This is a genomic window from Aphanothece sacrum FPU1 (genome assembly GCF_003864295.1).
Lineage (GTDB): Bacteria > Cyanobacteriota > Cyanobacteriia > Cyanobacteriales > Microcystaceae > Aphanothece_B > Aphanothece_B sacrum.
In genome coordinates this window covers 1-15624 of record NZ_BDQK01000013.1, presented here as the reverse complement: position 1 = coordinate 15624, position 15624 = coordinate 1, and the positions used below count along the sequence as shown (strand labels likewise).

Here is a 15624-nt window from a genome sequence, read left to right as displayed (position 1 = left end):
TTAGTTATAATACTAGAAGATAGAATAAAATTTTTCCACAGACAATTTGTCAAATTAAAATTAATAAATAATTAACAGATAAATCACTTAAAAATGGTATAATTACTAAGTATTAAAACAAGGGAATAGATAATCTTTAAAAGACAGGGTAAAGAGAGAATCACCATTAAATGCCAAAAAAATTGGATTCGTCCTAGATAATTGAGCATATTTCAGGCATAATAAAAAACAATTGAGTCGCCCCTAAAAATTACTAATGTCCTCTCCTGAACGTGGCCCTTACCAAAGCAGACTCTTTAATTTTATCAACCGCCAATCTTGGCGATGGCGCGATCGCATTATTCAAACAGCGCAACATCTCAAATTAGCGGCACAATGGGGAACACAAGTACTTATTTATCCCATTTATCTCCTGGTTCAAGCGGGACGCAGTACCCGACAAAAACTTGACCAAACCATCCAAAAAAACGCCTTACCCCCCGAAACGGCCCCCAAAGAGGGAATAGAGTCATTTGTGACTGTTGATCGCCCCCTAAAGCGAGTTTTAGAGGCTATTGATCCTTGGTTTGCTGACTCTGATACCCCTAAACCTCAATTATCCCCCCAAAAGCCTAATTATCCTGCCAAAATTACCCACCACAACTCTCCTGAGTGGGCAATTTTTCTTAAACAAGTCCGAGACAACATTCGGCGATCGCTGTCTCAACCGAATGAGGTATTAACCCCCTTATCAGGCGATTCTCTGCCCATTTCCTCTGTAGATATCCAAGGAATGGCTACCCTTTTAGATAACCGTCATATTGTCTTAGTTACCCTCAATAACCAAACCCTTGATATTCTCTCTCCCCAGCAACAAAAACAACTTCTATCTCGTATTCGTTTAGAAACTGCTAATTATTGGTATGAATGGCGATTAATTCAAGCAAAAACACCCAAAAAACCCGGTCTAATCTCTCAATTTTCCGTCAAACCTGACCATGTATTACCCCCTGTACGTTGGTTTTGGCAGATCATGCGGTGGGTACAAACCGGTGAAGTAGCGATCACCCTTAACTTCTTTGGAGAATCTTCTCTGGTTTCCTTCTCTAATCCGAATAATAATTCCCTAACTCAATTCAATCAAATTGATGATAATTTAGCTTTATGGGACAACTCCCAAACCCAGATTAAAATAATACAATGGGAAGAATTAAATACCTTAATTCAAAAAGCAATAGATTACTTTTTTGGATCATCTCCTGACAAAACATTATCTAAAAATTGTCAAAAAGTAATCCCTACTTTTGACTCCTTTAATATTCCCCAACTACCCCCATCTGTTAGAGAAAAAATTATTCAAATTAGCCAAAAACCACCCATTCAAGCTTTAGTTGAACCTGTGCAAAAATGGGGAGAGAAATTAGAGAAAAAAGCTAATTATTCCCTTGATCCAGAAAATAACGATCCTTTTACTATTCAAGTGCTGATTTATGCCGCTATTGACTACTTTTTTGGTCAAAATACTTCAAAATCTCAATTAGAAGAAAATACTTCACCCACTCAAATCAAAGGGAAACCCGATCAACCTTATCGAAGCTTATCTCAGTCTACCTCTCAACCCTCTCTTGATGATCCTTGGTTATCTTGGGATGATTTCGCCTTAGAAACCCCCCCAACCTCTGATAATCTTCCTAACCCTTCTCCTGATGCGTTCTTACCCCAAGGAATCGAATTAGCCCCTATTCCTGAAAAATACTTGAAAAAACCCTCTTTACGCCGCCAAAATCCCAAAACCTTAAGGAAAGGTCAATCCACTCCCAAAGCAGTTGCTAAGGTTAAAAATACAAATCTTCCGTCTTCTTCCCTAACAAAGTCTGATTCTTCTTATAATTTAGAAGATGTTTCTTCAGATTGGATTGAAACTAAAGCTAAGTCAACAGGCTATGTTAAACATCCCTTAGTCTATATTTTAGAATGGTTAGATCGCCTCATTCATTGGTTAGAAGAATGGGGAGTAAAATTTTATAAATTTGTTAGAAAAAAATTAAAGATATAGATATTATAGTCTGTAGGGACAAGGCGATAGCAAGGAGATGGTTTAACTAGAAAATTTTCTAATGACTTGTCCCTACAAAATATTACGCTATACTTCCTTAAAATATTACAAAATGTTAATTAAGTGCCGTACCAATGATAATGCAATCTTTGCCCGTAGAGTCAATGGCTGATACCTCAGATAAAATCTGGATTTGGCAGGGATTTCCCATAGCGTATCAAAATCAGGGAGACACTGGCCCAGCCGTTGTCTTAGTACATGGCTTTGGTGCTTCTTGGGGACACTAGCGCACAAATTTGCCTGTTTTAGGACAAATCTGTCCTTGTTATCCTTAAGACAAAAAAGAAATAATTGATTCACTTTATAACCAAAAAATTTTTGACCTATCCTTGACATTTTATTAAAAAATTTTCAGAATAAGATTAAGAGGCAATTTGCTCTAGTGAATCCGAACAACTCCTTTTTAAAGAGAGGAAAAAATGAACGAGAATTTAAGAAATCATCTTGGTCAAGTTGAAATTGCTGATCTTATCGAAGCATCAGTTGCGAATGCAGCCCTCAGAAGACAGCAAGTTCTAGAAGATTCTTTGATAGATATTTCTGACGAAGAAAGCAAAAATATTGAAGGAGGATTAGCTTTTCTTCCTCCTATTGTCTTGGGAATTTTCTACCCCGACCCATTCCCCATTGGGATAATCCTTAAAGATCCTATCATACCAAAGTTCTAAATGTAATGGGAAGATAATCAGAGAAATTCCGTAATAAGCTTAGACGCATTTAGTTTGTATCATTGAGTTAGCCAAAGCAAAGGTTTGAGGTGTGGAAAAAAGAAGGTTAAATGCTTCTAAGCTTACAAATCTCATCTAAAGCCTCTAAATATAATAGAGCAATCATCAGAGAAATGAGGTCATCAATGAAAAGTCATGATGCTAATCAAGTCACCCTTTGTCCGAGTTCTAATCGACCAGAATTACCCAATAGTATCGTCTTTGGTATTATTGGTGGAACTGTAGAAAACCCCCGCGTTACTTATCTCAAAAAACCTCAACCTGTCACTGATGAATTGATGGCACTGGCTGCACCTGTAACACCAGCCGAAGTCTTTCGGACTGCCACTACTTGTGCTACTAATAAATGTCTCCATTTTGATGGTAGTAATTGTCGTTTAGCACAGCGAGTAGTTGAGCAATTTCCTATCGTTGAAGAAAAATTACCCTCTTGTGCTATCCGAAAAGATTGTCGCTGGTTTCAACAAGAGGGAAAAGCAGCTTGTATGAGGTGTCCTCAAATTATTACTGATAACTATAATGCTTCCGAATTAATTCGTCAAGTATCAATGCCCACTACCATTGGAGAATAAAAGTATGTCTTTAGTTGATGTTAAACAGTTTTACAAAAGATTAGCCCAAGATGAAGCATTTCGCACTCATCTCCAAGGGGTAAAAACAAAAGAAGAATGTAGTGATTTTGTTCAAAAATCTGGGTATAACTTTACCGAAGAAGAGTTAGGAAGTTACACCTATGAACTGTTAGAATCAAGTCTGGAGGAAGGGGAATTACAAGACCTGAATGAAAGAGAATTAGAAGCGGTTTTTGGCGGAGGTAGTGGCAATAAGCCATTGTACCCATTTCCCTCATTTCTCCAAGATCTTTTACCATCAAATGTTCCTTGGCCTCCTAAACCTTTTCAGCCTCAAATTGTTCCCCTTTATGGTGTTATTATTCCATGAGAATAACAAAACATTTGAATCTCAATTACATTGACTAATAATAAACAAAAAAGGAGTAAATCATGTCTTTAGCACAGGTCAAATCTTTTTACGAACAGCTTGCCAAGGATGAAGCTTTTCGTAGTCAAATTCAAAATGTTGAAAGTAAAGAACAATGTAGCCAAATAGTTAAAGCTGCTGGCTATGATTTCACTTTAGAAGAGTATGAAGAATATACCTATCAGTTATTAGAATCTGCTGCTGGTGAAGGTGAAATTCAGGATTTAGGTGAAAAAGAATTAGCAGCCGTGTTTGGAGGACTCACTGGACGGCCAGAAATTCAACCACTATATGGAGTTATTGTTTGGCCTCCTAAAGAGTGTCCCCCTCAGCCTCTTTATGGTGTGATTATTTCTCCAAAATAATAGAACCATTTTCTGGCAATCTTCCTAAGTAGGGAGTTTAATGAAATAAACAAGGTAACTATTTGTTGTTGGACTTTAGCCCTTACACCAATGCGCTGAAGCACAACAACAAACTATCTTATTTATGTCAATCTACTTGAATCAAAATCAAAGATTTAGTTAAACCGTTTAAGCAAAAAAATTATGACAGAATATCGCCGAATTAGTTATGCAGTTTGGGAAATTACCCTAAAATGTAACCTCGCTTGTCAACATTGTGGCTCTCGTGCTGGACATAATAGAACTGAAGAACTTTCAACCGAAGAAGCTCTTGATTTGGTCAAACAAATGGCCGAAGTAGGCATTACAGAAGTTACTATTATTGGAGGAGAGGCTTTTCTGCGTCCTGATTGGTTAGAAATTGCCCAAGCTATTAATAAAGCGGGGATGGTTTGTGGTATGACCACTGGAGGTTATGGTATCACTTTAGAGACTGCTCATCGCATGAAAGAGGCGGGAATTAAGGTGGTTTCTGTTTCTGTTGATGGGTTAGAAGAAACCCATGACTATCAAAGGGGAAAACAAGGCTCTTGGCAATGGGCTTTTAAAACCATGAGTCACCTAAAAGAAGCAGGAATTGCTTTTGGTTGTAATACCCAAATTAATCGTCTTTCCGCCCCAGAATTTCCCCTAATTTATGAGCGTCTGCGAGATGCAGGAATCTTTGCTTGGCAAATTCAATTAACAGTTCCTATGGGAAGGGCGGCTGATAATAATCATATCCTTTTACAACCCTATGAATTGTTAGATGTCTATCCAATGATAGCCAAGGTAGCACAACGAGCAAAACAAGAAGGGGTGAGGGTTCAAGCAGGTAATAATATTGGCTATTATGGCCCCTATGAAAGATTACTTCGTGGGGGTGATGCTTGGTCATTTTGGCAGGGATGTAATGCTGGACTTTCTACTTTAGGAATTGAAGCAGATGGAGCAATTAAAGGATGTCCTTCTTTGCCGACTACGGCCTATACCGGAGGTAATATTCGGGATTATTCTCTGCGAACAATTATTGAAGAAACTGAAGAATTACGCTTCAATTTAGGAGCAGGAACTCCTCAAGGAACTGACCATCTTTGGGGCTTCTGTAAAACTTGTGAATTTGCTGAATTATGTCGCGGTGGTTGCAGTTGGACTGCTCATGTTTTCTTTGATAAAAGAGGTAATAATCCTTATTGTCATCATCGTGCTTTGACTCAAGAAAAACGAGAAATTCGGGAGCGAGTTGTCTTAAAACATCAAGCAGCAGGTACTCCTTTTGATAATGGGGTATTTGAGTTAATTGAAGAACCTTTTAATAGTCCCTTACCCGAAGACGATAATCTGCAGTTTACAGCCAATAAAATTCAATGGCCCGCTAGTTGGGAAAAGGAGGAACAAATACCATTATCTTTGGTAGGTTCTAGTCATTAATTTTGAGGTAAATTAATCATGGAAAAAAGTTTAATTGAGTCTAATAAGTTAGAAGAAACTTCAGAAAATAAAGATTTGAAACAGCCTATTTTACCCCGTTCTGCCTGGAATAGTAATATTGCTTATTTACGGGCTTTATTTAAAGTTAAAAAGGCTTTAGATAGAATTGAGGAAGAAGCAGGAATCATTAACAGAGAATAAATGCAAAATGATTTTTCAGAAGGTAAATTAAGTGGAATATCATTTTTTTTTACTACTTCTGCGGGTTTTAATTGGTGTTTAGTTCATATCATTGAGTTTTAACTCATCGATAAAAATAACATTTACTTGTTAAGATTAACAAAAACCAATTTACCTATTACAAGCGATCTATTTTTGATACTATGCTTAAAAAATCATTAACAATTGCTGCTGGATCTGCTTTAATGCTATTGGCTATAGCAGAAACCTCATTAGCTGTCACTTTTCAGGTTATCGCTGACAATCTTGATAGTCCACGAGGTTTGACTTTTGGACCCGACGGTGCATTATATGTAACGGAAGCCGGACGAGGCGGCACAGGACCTTGTATTCCAGCACCGGGTGGGGGAACCGATGTCGTCTGTTACGGTGCAACGGGTGCAATAACACGCATTCAAAATAATACAGTACAACGTATAACAACAGGATTACCATCAATTGCTTTACCTTTTGAACCACTAAATATCACGATTGATGCTACAGGAATCCATGATCTACAATTTGATTCATCAGGAAAAGCTTATGCTATTTTTGGTTTAGGTTCGTCTCCCGAACAAAGAGATCAGGTTTTGAATATTTCTGAATTTGGTCAATTAGTTGCTCTTGATAATCTCAATTCACAAGTTTCTTTGACTCCCTTAGCAGACTTAGCTGAATATGAAGCTTTGTTTAATCCAGATGACATTGGTTCAGGCTTTTTTAATCCCTATAACAACGGTATTGATAGTAATCCCTACGCTTTTTTAATTCAAGGTGATACGGCTTATATTGTTGATGCTGCAGGCAATGATTTCTTTGCTGCTAAACTCGATGGAAGTGAACTTAATTTGTTATCAATTCTTCCTGAACGAACGGTAATTGATCCACTTACAGGCAATACTATTGCTTTACAATCAGTGCCTACCTCTGTAACGATAGGGCCTGATGGAGCTTTTTATATCGCTGAATTTACGGGTTTTCCTTATCCTGAAAATCAAGCTCGTATCTTTCGTATAGATAGTAATAATCAAGTAGAAATCTATGCAGAAGGTTTCACTCAAATTATAGATTTAGCTTTTGATGCTCAAGGCGGTCTTTACGTGCTAGAGTTTGCGTCTAAATCATTATTCTCTGAATTTAGTTTGGGGGATTTAATTTATATCGACCCTAATGGTAATCGCACTTCTATTCTTAGTGATGTACTAAATACACCGACTGCTCTAGAAATTGCCCCTAATGGTGATATTTATATTTCCAATCAAGGTTATGTCCCCGGACAAGGTCAAGTCCTTCGTGTTTCAGTTAATGAAGCTCCTTCTACTCCTGAATCTACGCCTCTATGGGGTTTACTTTCTATTGGCATTTTAGGCTCGATCTCACAGCTATTGCCTCTTAAAAAAAAGAAAAGAAATCTGAAATATCTTGACATTATCATTCTTAAGTGATATAACTAGAATTACATTTTCTAGATGATATATGGAGGGGTGAACATCATGGCACAAATTAAAATTAATGATATTTCTCTAGCTGGTTCTGATTTATTCTCAGATTCTGAAAGCTATTTAACTGAGTTATCTCATGATAGCGAAATGTTAAATATTCAAGGTGGAACAAGCGTTCGTCTTACTACATCAATACGGACTACTCTATTTACTACGTACCCTATCCCAGCTCCTACCCTCCCTATAGTTCAGGCTGCCTAATTTCAGGGACATATATCTTTTTTTAGGTAAAAGAGCGATCGCTTTTTTACGATATAAGTGAAGGGATAGGTTAACTGATGCCTATCCTTTTTCAAGAATTAAAGCGATCGCTACTGAATAATAAACAATCTGATAGTTTTTTCCATTTAATACGCATTTTGGCAAGATTGAATATCTTGACATTATCATTCTTAGGTGATAGAATGACTATGAATTTTTATAAATAATATATCAAGGAGTGAACATCATGGCACAAATTAAAATTAACGATATTTCTCTAGCTGGTTCTGATTTATTCTCAGATTCCGAAAGCTATTTAACTGAGTTATCTCATGATAGCGAATTGGACAATACTAAGGGAGGAACTGGGGTTCGCATCTATGTCTTTACGATACGAGTTTGGTAATTTACTTACAACTGAATCAAAAAACATTTAGAAGTGGGGAAAAAAACAAATGGCACAAATCAAAATTAACGATCTTTCTCTAGCTGGTTCTGATTTATTTTCAGATTCCGAAAGCTATTTAACTGAGTTATCTCATGACTCTGGAATGTTAAATATTAGTGGTGGAACAGGTGTCAGAATTGATATTAATATTAGTGGTACTTCTATTCGGATAGTTGTTCAATTCTAATTAACCCAAGTTGCTAGTTAGAACCTTTAGTTTAGGCAAAAAGGCAATCAGTGAAGCATATATGTTTAGTTTTAGAGACATATATTTTTAGGTAAAAGAGCAATCGCTTTTTTACGATATAAGTGAAGGGATAGGTTAACTGATGCCTATCCTTTTTCAAGAATTAAAGCGATCGCTACTGAATAATAAACAATCTGATAGTTTTTTCCATTGTACGATAAGCTAAAATATCAATTAACCATAGCGATCGCATTCCTTGTTTAAGTAAAAGGCGATCGCGTTTTTGCGTTAATGATGTTATACTAAATTAGGTATAAACTATAATAATTAACCCCAACATGGGACATAAACCCATATACTGGATTGGCACTTCAAGGAATGATATTAGTAATTTTTCCGAAGAAGCAAGGCGTAAAGCAGGTTTTCAACTTAGAGTCATTCAAAAAGGAGATAAAGCTAATGATTTCAAACCTATTCCCATTATTGGGAAAGGAACAGAAGAGATTAGAATTTGGACAGGAGAAACATACCGAATCTTTTATGTTGCGAGGTTTGAAGAAGGAATTTATGTCCTTCATGCTTTTAGGAAAAAAACACAGAGAACCTCCAAAAAAGATATTGAATTAGGACAACAACGTTATCAGCAAATGATTCAATTTAGACAACAATTACAGGAGTAAAAAAATGACTCTATCTCACTCAATTGATATCACTATTGGCAAGGATAATATATTTGAAGACTTAGGATTTTCTAGGGAAGAAGCCCTTAACCTAAAAATCAGGGCTGACTTGATGTTAACTTTACGATCTTTTATTAAAGAAAAGGGATGGACTCAACAAGAAGCTGCCGTTTTTTTTGAAGAAACCCAACCGAGAATTAGTAATTTAATGAATGGGGAAATCAGCCGTTTTAGTGTAGATAAATTGCTTAATTTGTTAGGCAAAGCAGCGATAGAAGTTAAACTTGAGGTTTTTTATAATAGACAATATACTTAGAATTTGATGGTACTCCCAAGGTTAATAATGGGTTCTCGTTGCCAAGGAAATCTAAAATACACCAAGTCTAAAAAAAATGCGATCGCTTTTTATGAACATTTAAAAAATGGGGCGTTGGTTAATCAAGGCATGAATGCCAATTTTTCACATATCCAAACATTAGTGTGAGTCTGGATTTTAAGAATTGCAAATAGGATGATTCATACTCCAAATCAGCAACGCCATTGGTTAAGCGATCACCAATAATTATTATTTCATCAATCAATAATGTAATTACTTAGCATCAAATGCGATGAGAGTAAAAGCTACTACAAGAAGCCAAGGGGTGATTCCTCCACGAGTGGCATTTATTTCCACATCTTTTAACTCATGAAGATAGCTTTCAGAATCAGAAAATAGATCAGAACCGGCAGGAGTCAAATCAGATATAGTAATATTAGGCATTAGATGAACTCCCTAGTTAGATTATTTAGACTTATTGATCCTTCCATCGTAACTGATAAATTAACTGAGCTTAGGCAATTGTTAATAAAAATTAATGCTTAATAAATATCCTCAGATCCCCCATTGAGATAGATACGATCTAAATCAATTCCTAACTCAGAAAATTGTTCTAAAATGAACTTCATACGTCCTTGAGGTGAATTATCCCCTTCATACCACGCTTTTAATAATCCATTAGCAATAATTTGACAACGATTCATCCCAAAACTTTCTTGTTCACTAAAACGATGATCGGGTTCTTCAGCTAATCCTAAACCTTGCTCTAATTTTAATGTAAATAAGGGAACACTATTCTTAAAATACCCTTTCGTTTCTTGATAGATATTCATGACAATATCTTTGACTTTGGTATAATTTTGCTTATCAAAATATAACACTCCTGAATCATGGCGTTTATATTCTTTAGGATTATATAAAACTTTGAAACTAAAAGGAATTTCCTTCTCATTAAACTGTTGGGTTAAACATTCCATGACTGCGATAGCACCCTCTGGGGTAAAATTAAAGTATATTCTAACCGTTGTATCTTTGATTCCCCTCTCCTCACTGTGACTAAAACCATGATTTCCTACTGCCATATAAAAGCCACTTTGTATTCGATTTTTAAGTAATTTTATCTTGACAATCTCACCAATTTTTGCGAATTTATCTTCAGATAAAAGATGTTGATCTCGTTGAATATGAAGTCTTAACCCTCCCTTAGTAACGGCTACACTACCATCACTTTCTTCTCGTAAAACCTGCCAACCCGAATCAAAATATCCTGTTCCTTTGTTACTTTGATGTAACTGTTCATAGAACTCTATATCTATCCCTAAAACCGTATTATTTTCTAAATCTTGTGGTAAATTTTGATGATCTTTATCGGGATCTAATGCTTCTCTGAGGGAGCCATTATAATAAATACCATAAAGAAACCCTCGCAATTGAGAACTCAGATATTTTTGTTGAATTTCTGGAGGCATTTTATCAAAATTTTCTCGTGCTTCTGTGGTAATTTCTAACGGTTTATAGTCGGGATGAGAAATTGAAAAATCAGATTTAATTTCCATCCGATTTACAATATCTTCTAAAACATCCTGTAAGTTGTTATTGATAATTTGAGGTAAAAAAGTTTCTTCTAACATGATCTTTAACCTTTAAGCTGAAGTAGAATAAATTTCAGTAGTCCCAAAAATGGTAGCCATAGATTGATGGGGATATCCTAATAACTTTTTGGCAACTTGGAGCATGACAATTCCCATATTACCAAAAACTTTTTGATATTGAATCATCGCTTGAATTTGTTGAATTAAAGCAAGGCCAATGAATTGAATCACGCGCTCTAAAAAGTCTGGACGTTCTGATAAAATATCAGGAAAAACTCTTAAATAGGCTTGAGTTAATGCAGCAATAGAAGGCTGAATTTTTTCTAAAGGAATTACAGCCAGTCTTAAAGATTCCTCAATCGTCAGAGATTTATTAATTATTAAATTGCTTAACCAAAGTTGCAAATAACTCCCTAATAACATTCCTAAATCATAAGCGGGATCTCCCCAACTTGCTCGTTCTAAATCAATAAATCTGACTAGGTTATCTGTTGATGACTCCCAATCGTTATTTAGCAGAATATTGTTTAATTTGAGATCATTATGCGTAAGACAAGCGGGGTTAAAAGCTTGACCCAATTCTGCAAGGGATTGTCCTAAACTATCATATCTTTGATAGAGGAGAAAAAACTTTAAACCATCGTTGGGGACTGTAGCAAAAATCTCAGGGGTTAACCTTTCTAAACCTTGAATTAAATGGGTGACGTGATAATTTGCTAAGTTTTCCTGATTTTCAGCTAAAAAATTCTGATAAACTTGATGATTAAACGTATCTCTATGAATAGTTCCTAAAGCTTTGCCGATTGCAGCAGCGATTAAAGGAGGAAAAATCTTTTCCTTTTGATAAAATTTGCTTAAGTCTTGATAATCTTGTAGATAGCTAAACACTAAAATGTAATTATCTCGATCAAAGTGTAACATTTCTGGCAGAAAAGTTTGTAAATCTGCTAATTCAGGAAATTGATTAATTAAGTTTTGAATTCGCCATTCTCCGTAAAATTCGCCAATTACCTTTTCTTGCTTTTGCATCCGTTCTTGTTTAACTAACAGTTGAGAACTATTGGGAAGCGTGACCAATAAATTAAAATTCTTAGCTTCAATGAGTTCAATCTTACATAAAGGTTGTTCAATTAGGTTTAACAAGCCTAATTGAGAAAGATAGTCAAAGATATTAGACGAGTTTAGTAAAAATTTCATAAATACTAAGGAAGAATACAATAGCCTAGATTAGGAGTGGTTATTATTGATAATAACTACTGCATAAAAATGATACAACATCGATGATTAAATTCTAGCATTGAGAGATATCACAATCCTAAATCATTTATGAGATAAGATCAAAAGATGTATACTGTATTATTAATTTTACTTGGCGACTTCTGCTATATTTTCTCTTTTGTTAAAATATTACAAAATGTTAATTAATTGCTGTACCAATCATGATGCAATCTTTGCCCCTAGACTCAATGACTGATACCACAGATAAAATCTGGATGTGGCGCGGGTTTCCCATAGCCTATCAAAATCAGGGAGACACAGGGCCAGCCGTTGTCTTAGTACATGGTTTTGGGGCTTCTTGGGGACACTGGCGCAAAAATTTGCCCGTTTTAGGTCAAACCTGTCGTTGTTATGCGATAGATTTAATTGGGTTTGGAGGTTCTGCTAAACCTACCCCAGATCAAGAGATTGATTATACGTTTGAAACCTGGGGACAACAAATCAATGATTTTTGTCGAGAAGTGATAGGAAGTCCAGCTTTTTTGGTAGGAAACTCTATCGGTTGTGTGGTGGTGATGCAAGCTGCGATCGCTGATCCTGAGTGGGTGTTAGGAGTAGCGGCAATTAATTGTTCTTTGCGCTTACTCCATGAACGAAAACGGGCTAATTTACCTTGGTATCGTCGTTTTGGGGCATCTATCGCCACTAAAATTTTAAATAATAAAGCGATCGGGTCTTTCTTTTTTCAACAAATAGCCAAACCTCGAACCCTGCGTAATATTCTCCTAAAAGCTTATCATCGTCAAGAAGCGGTAACAGATGAACTGATTGAAATTCTACTTAAACCCGCTAGAGATGAGGGGGCCGCGGATGTATTTTTAGCCTTTACTCGTTATGCTGGAGGCCCCTTACCAGAGGCGTTATTACCGATGTTACCTTGTCGGGCCATTTTGTTATGGGGGATGAATGATCCTTGGGAACCCATTGAAATAGGCAAGGAATGGGCAAATTTTCCCACTGTTGACCGATTTATTCCCCTGGAAGGGGTGGGCCATTGTCCTCAAGACGAAGCCCCAGAATTAGTTAATCCGATTTTACAAGAGTGGATTTTGAGTCATGATTTAGTAAAGTAATAGTATCTTGACTTTATTTACTAGCTAGAGGCTACGCCAAATCAGGCAATTATCGCTTGTTTAATTTCTTTGGGTCTATTCAATGCTAAATCATAATTAGTCTGTAAATTCATCCAGAATTGAGGAGTAGTCTTAAAGGCTTGAGCTAGTAGCCATGCAGTTTCAGGAGTAATCTCTTGTTTACCTTTAATAATTTCATTAATCCGTTGTACTGGAATATTCAAATGATTAGCTAATGCGATTTGAGTGATATTCATCGGTTCAAGAAATTCTTCTAAGAGAATCACTCCTGGATGAGTTGGTATGCGATTAGTTGGTATCATCCTGTAACTTAACTGTGATAGTCAATAATTTGAACTTGGGTAACTTTGCCGTTATCCCATTGAAAAATAATCCGCCACTGACTGTTGATCCGAATGCTGTAAAATCCTTTCAGATTACCTTTGAGTGCCTCTAAGCGGTTGCCTGGTGGAACTTTTAATTCATCTAATTGTTCGGCAGCATTCAATATATCTAATTTTTTCAAGGCTGTTTTGCTGATTTGGGAGGGAATTTTTCTGGCTTCTCGACTTTCAACTCCATTAAATAAGTCGGAAGTACCTTGATTTCCAAAAGAAATAATCAATTTACTATTTGGATGTTAACTTCTTTTATTTTAATGGTTTAACGGTTATCATGCAATGATTTGACGCAAAATAGTTTCTTTTTCGGCAGAATTGGATAGGTCTAGTTTGCTACTGATAATAAGGCATCTTCTATCGGTTTTGGTAATTCAATAGGATAAAAACGATTTGCGGTAAAAGCATAGTCTTCACCACTTTCATCAATTACCCTAATTAAACTGTTTATTTGTGCTGTCTCATCAGGTATAGTGCGGTATATTTTGCCGACTTCTAATGACGCTTCGTAGCCTTCATTATTGAGGCATACTGCGAACTGATTGACTTGAGATGGGTTTATTTTCATCATCAATCTAGGAACGGTAATTTGAGCTTAAATTCTTTTTTCCCAATGCCATGAGCTTCGTAAAAATGGATTTCAGCTAATCTTATTATACCATTTGGCAGTTGAACTTGAGCTACCCCCTTTAGTTTTCGCCATTTACCTTTACCATATTTTTTATGTAATCTTGAGCGGTTACGAATTCCGGTTCCCGTGGCAATAATTTCAATATTTGTGATGTCACCAATAATTTCAAAATCCACGATAAAGCAAGTTATAAAAAATAGACTTTTATCATAGCATTAATTTTCTTCTAAAAAAAATCCCTCAAATAACTTAAATTAAGGGATAAATATATTATATTAAAAAGCAAGTTAACCTACTTTTTCAGTAGATTTAGATGGTTTTAGTTTGCGTTTTAGGCTTGCACCTGCGCCAAGGGTTCCGAGGGCGAGAAAACTGAGGATTGAGGTGGGTTCTGGAACGGAAGTATCGCCAATATCACCTGGGATATCAGATGCAACAATGCGAAAGTTATCTAGTGCTGCGTAACCACCGCTTAAAAGATCGACTCTCAAAATTACATTACCGTTAGTCGATCCCGAAGAATCAAGTGGTGCTAAAACTTCCCTGTAGAAGCTTTTACCTCTTAACAATAAACCCCTGGACACACTAAGTCTAGGGGTTTATTATTTAAGACATTAAGTGCATAACTCCAAGACTAAATGATCGAACAGCATCCGAACTCCTTTCGATGCTGTTTTTAGTCTTAATAATCGGATCGGTGTTCCCTTCCTTTCCGGGTCGTGCATCCACAAATAAAGCTCTTTTAAGACATCATTATTCATTCTTCCTTTTGTGGTTTCGACTCTTGTAAATACCCATTGCCAGAGTGTCTTACGGCACAAGTCAGAACCAAACCTAACCTTTTTTTCTTGCTTCTTGCCGCTTGATGACTCAGTAGGCGCAACCCCTAACATTTTCTCAAATCTACGTCTTGATAAATACCTTTTAGTGTATTTATTCTTGCTGCGTTTGGTCGCTGGTTTAAAGACTACAATCGGCTTGTTATCTTCATCTAAGAAATTCTCAAACGGATAAATTTGACCAATTAAAATTGCTTGCTGTCTTTTTCCAAATCCAAACTTAATTAACACTTTTAAGTAAGGTTTAAACCGTTCATCTTGCATCAATTCGGTTAACTCTTGCTCTATTTCTATTTCTTCTGATTGAAGGTCAATTAACCGTTTAGCGTGCTTTCTGACCGTATCAGTTAACCCTAACCCTATCGTCTTGGAGTATAGATTATCGTACCGTTTCCAAGGTCTTAAACCCGCTAACCATCGATAAAAGATAGGCACAGTATAACCACGTCTACCCACTACTTGACTACTAATTTCTGGGAATTGCCATGATAAATCTTGGCGCATTCGATTAATAATCGGATTTTGTACCCGATTAAGATGCTCAAGTCTTAAACTTAATTCCCTAACTCGTTGGGTGACTTTATCTCGGATGATCAAGAATTTCTTCGGTCGCTCTAGGTTACTTAACCCATAATGCGCCAA

At 36.2% G+C, this 15624-nt stretch carries 24 protein-coding genes and 1 pseudogene; 16 read left to right on the top strand and 9 right to left on the bottom strand.

What is annotated here, in order from left to right:
• Nucleotides 1-256 precede the first annotated feature (256 nt).
• The 15 genes and pseudogenes from AsFPU1_RS10575 (at nucleotide 257) to AsFPU1_RS22615 (ending at nucleotide 9339) form a co-directional block, all read left to right on the top strand.
• Nucleotides 257-2035, top strand: a complete 1779-nt coding sequence (locus AsFPU1_RS10575) for a hypothetical protein (protein ID WP_124970213.1) — start codon at nucleotides 257-259, stop codon at nucleotides 2033-2035.
• Between the two features lie 164 nt (nucleotides 2036-2199).
• Nucleotides 2200-2319, top strand: a pseudogene (locus AsFPU1_RS10570) (alpha/beta fold hydrolase); the annotation flags it as partial.
• Between the two features lie 195 nt (nucleotides 2320-2514).
• A complete protein-coding gene (locus AsFPU1_RS10565; RefSeq protein ID WP_124970210.1) occupies nucleotides 2515-2763 on the top strand; it encodes a hypothetical protein in 249 nt (82 codons plus the stop codon).
• 185 nt (nucleotides 2764-2948) lie between these two features.
• Nucleotides 2949-3395: a nitrogen fixation protein gene (locus AsFPU1_RS10560; RefSeq protein ID WP_124970207.1), complete on the top strand. Its 447-nt coding sequence runs from the start codon at nucleotides 2949-2951 to the stop codon at nucleotides 3393-3395.
• Nucleotides 3396-3399: 4 nt separating this feature from the next.
• Nucleotides 3400-3765, top strand: a complete 366-nt coding sequence (locus AsFPU1_RS10555; RefSeq protein WP_124970204.1) for a Nif11-like leader peptide family natural product precursor — start codon at nucleotides 3400-3402, stop codon at nucleotides 3763-3765.
• Between the two features lie 62 nt (nucleotides 3766-3827).
• Entirely contained in the window at nucleotides 3828-4169 is a 342-nt protein-coding gene (locus AsFPU1_RS10550) for a Nif11-like leader peptide family natural product precursor (RefSeq protein WP_124970200.1), read from the top strand.
• A 183-nt stretch (nucleotides 4170-4352) separates the two neighbouring features.
• Nucleotides 4353-5618: a nif11-class peptide radical SAM maturase 3 gene (locus AsFPU1_RS10545; protein ID WP_124970197.1), complete on the top strand. Its 1266-nt coding sequence runs from the start codon at nucleotides 4353-4355 to the stop codon at nucleotides 5616-5618.
• 18 nt (nucleotides 5619-5636) lie between these two features.
• Nucleotides 5637-5819, top strand: coding sequence for a hypothetical protein (locus tag AsFPU1_RS10540; RefSeq protein ID WP_124970194.1), 183 nt, complete (start codon nucleotides 5637-5639; stop codon nucleotides 5817-5819).
• A gap of 182 nt (nucleotides 5820-6001) precedes the next feature.
• Nucleotides 6002-7282, top strand: a complete 1281-nt coding sequence (locus tag AsFPU1_RS10535; RefSeq protein WP_124970191.1) for a ScyD/ScyE family protein — start codon at nucleotides 6002-6004, stop codon at nucleotides 7280-7282.
• A gap of 48 nt (nucleotides 7283-7330) precedes the next feature.
• Nucleotides 7331-7540, top strand: coding sequence for a hypothetical protein (locus AsFPU1_RS10530; protein ID WP_124970188.1), 210 nt, complete (start codon nucleotides 7331-7333; stop codon nucleotides 7538-7540).
• A 247-nt stretch (nucleotides 7541-7787) separates the two neighbouring features.
• The gene (locus AsFPU1_RS22620; RefSeq protein ID WP_172957399.1) at nucleotides 7788-7946 is read left to right on the top strand and encodes a hypothetical protein; all 159 of its coding nucleotides are present in this window, start codon (nucleotides 7788-7790) and stop codon (nucleotides 7944-7946) included.
• 49 nt (nucleotides 7947-7995) lie between these two features.
• Nucleotides 7996-8175 (top strand): hypothetical protein, encoded by a 180-nt coding sequence (locus AsFPU1_RS10525; RefSeq protein ID WP_124970185.1) that lies wholly within the window; start codon nucleotides 7996-7998, stop codon nucleotides 8173-8175.
• A 338-nt stretch (nucleotides 8176-8513) separates the two neighbouring features.
• Nucleotides 8514-8855, top strand: coding sequence for a type II toxin-antitoxin system RelE/ParE family toxin (locus AsFPU1_RS10520; RefSeq protein ID WP_124970182.1), 342 nt, complete (start codon nucleotides 8514-8516; stop codon nucleotides 8853-8855).
• 4 nt (nucleotides 8856-8859) lie between these two features.
• On the top strand, nucleotides 8860-9171 hold the full coding sequence (locus AsFPU1_RS10515) for a helix-turn-helix domain-containing protein (protein WP_124970179.1): 312 nt from the start codon (nucleotides 8860-8862) through the stop codon (nucleotides 9169-9171).
• A 27-nt stretch (nucleotides 9172-9198) separates the two neighbouring features.
• The gene (locus AsFPU1_RS22615; protein ID WP_174715382.1) at nucleotides 9199-9339 is read left to right on the top strand and encodes a hypothetical protein; all 141 of its coding nucleotides are present in this window, start codon (nucleotides 9199-9201) and stop codon (nucleotides 9337-9339) included.
• 105 nt (nucleotides 9340-9444) lie between these two features.
• On the opposite strand, the gene AsFPU1_RS22610 is transcribed toward AsFPU1_RS22615, so the two are convergent.
• The 3 genes from AsFPU1_RS22610 to AsFPU1_RS10505 form a co-directional block, all read right to left on the bottom strand.
• The gene (locus AsFPU1_RS22610; RefSeq protein WP_172957398.1) at nucleotides 9445-9615 is read right to left on the bottom strand and encodes a hypothetical protein; all 171 of its coding nucleotides are present in this window, start codon (nucleotides 9613-9615) and stop codon (nucleotides 9445-9447) included.
• A 98-nt stretch (nucleotides 9616-9713) separates the two neighbouring features.
• Entirely contained in the window at nucleotides 9714-10802 is a 1089-nt protein-coding gene (locus tag AsFPU1_RS10510) for a T3SS effector HopA1 family protein (RefSeq protein ID WP_124970176.1), read from the bottom strand.
• A gap of 12 nt (nucleotides 10803-10814) precedes the next feature.
• Nucleotides 10815-11960, bottom strand: a complete 1146-nt coding sequence (locus AsFPU1_RS10505; RefSeq protein WP_124970173.1) for a phosphotransferase — start codon at nucleotides 11958-11960, stop codon at nucleotides 10815-10817.
• A 245-nt stretch (nucleotides 11961-12205) separates the two neighbouring features.
• On the opposite strand from AsFPU1_RS10505, the gene AsFPU1_RS10500 reads away from it, so the two are divergent.
• The gene (locus AsFPU1_RS10500; protein ID WP_438357494.1) at nucleotides 12206-13114 is read left to right on the top strand and encodes an alpha/beta fold hydrolase; all 909 of its coding nucleotides are present in this window, start codon (nucleotides 12206-12208) and stop codon (nucleotides 13112-13114) included.
• 41 nt (nucleotides 13115-13155) lie between these two features.
• On the opposite strand, the gene AsFPU1_RS10495 is transcribed toward AsFPU1_RS10500, so the two are convergent.
• From AsFPU1_RS10495 to AsFPU1_RS10470, 6 genes are all read right to left on the bottom strand, one after another.
• Nucleotides 13156-13437, bottom strand: coding sequence for a HigA family addiction module antitoxin (locus AsFPU1_RS10495; RefSeq protein ID WP_125061104.1), 282 nt, complete (start codon nucleotides 13435-13437; stop codon nucleotides 13156-13158).
• Between the two features lie 8 nt (nucleotides 13438-13445).
• Nucleotides 13446-13739, bottom strand: a complete 294-nt coding sequence (locus AsFPU1_RS10490; RefSeq protein ID WP_124978544.1) for a type II toxin-antitoxin system RelE/ParE family toxin — start codon at nucleotides 13737-13739, stop codon at nucleotides 13446-13448.
• Nucleotides 13740-13840: 101 nt separating this feature from the next.
• Nucleotides 13841-14080, bottom strand: coding sequence for a hypothetical protein (locus AsFPU1_RS10485; RefSeq protein ID WP_124978548.1), 240 nt, complete (start codon nucleotides 14078-14080; stop codon nucleotides 13841-13843).
• A gap of 2 nt (nucleotides 14081-14082) precedes the next feature.
• Nucleotides 14083-14319, bottom strand: coding sequence for a hypothetical protein (locus tag AsFPU1_RS10480; protein ID WP_124978542.1), 237 nt, complete (start codon nucleotides 14317-14319; stop codon nucleotides 14083-14085).
• Between the two features lie 111 nt (nucleotides 14320-14430).
• A complete protein-coding gene (locus AsFPU1_RS23540) occupies nucleotides 14431-14634 on the bottom strand; it encodes a PEP-CTERM sorting domain-containing protein (RefSeq protein ID WP_438357546.1) in 204 nt (67 codons plus the stop codon).
• A gap of 123 nt (nucleotides 14635-14757) precedes the next feature.
• Nucleotides 14758-15624, bottom strand: an 867-nt coding sequence (locus AsFPU1_RS10470; RefSeq protein WP_125061103.1) for an IS110 family transposase, incomplete at its 5' end; no start/stop codon positions are given.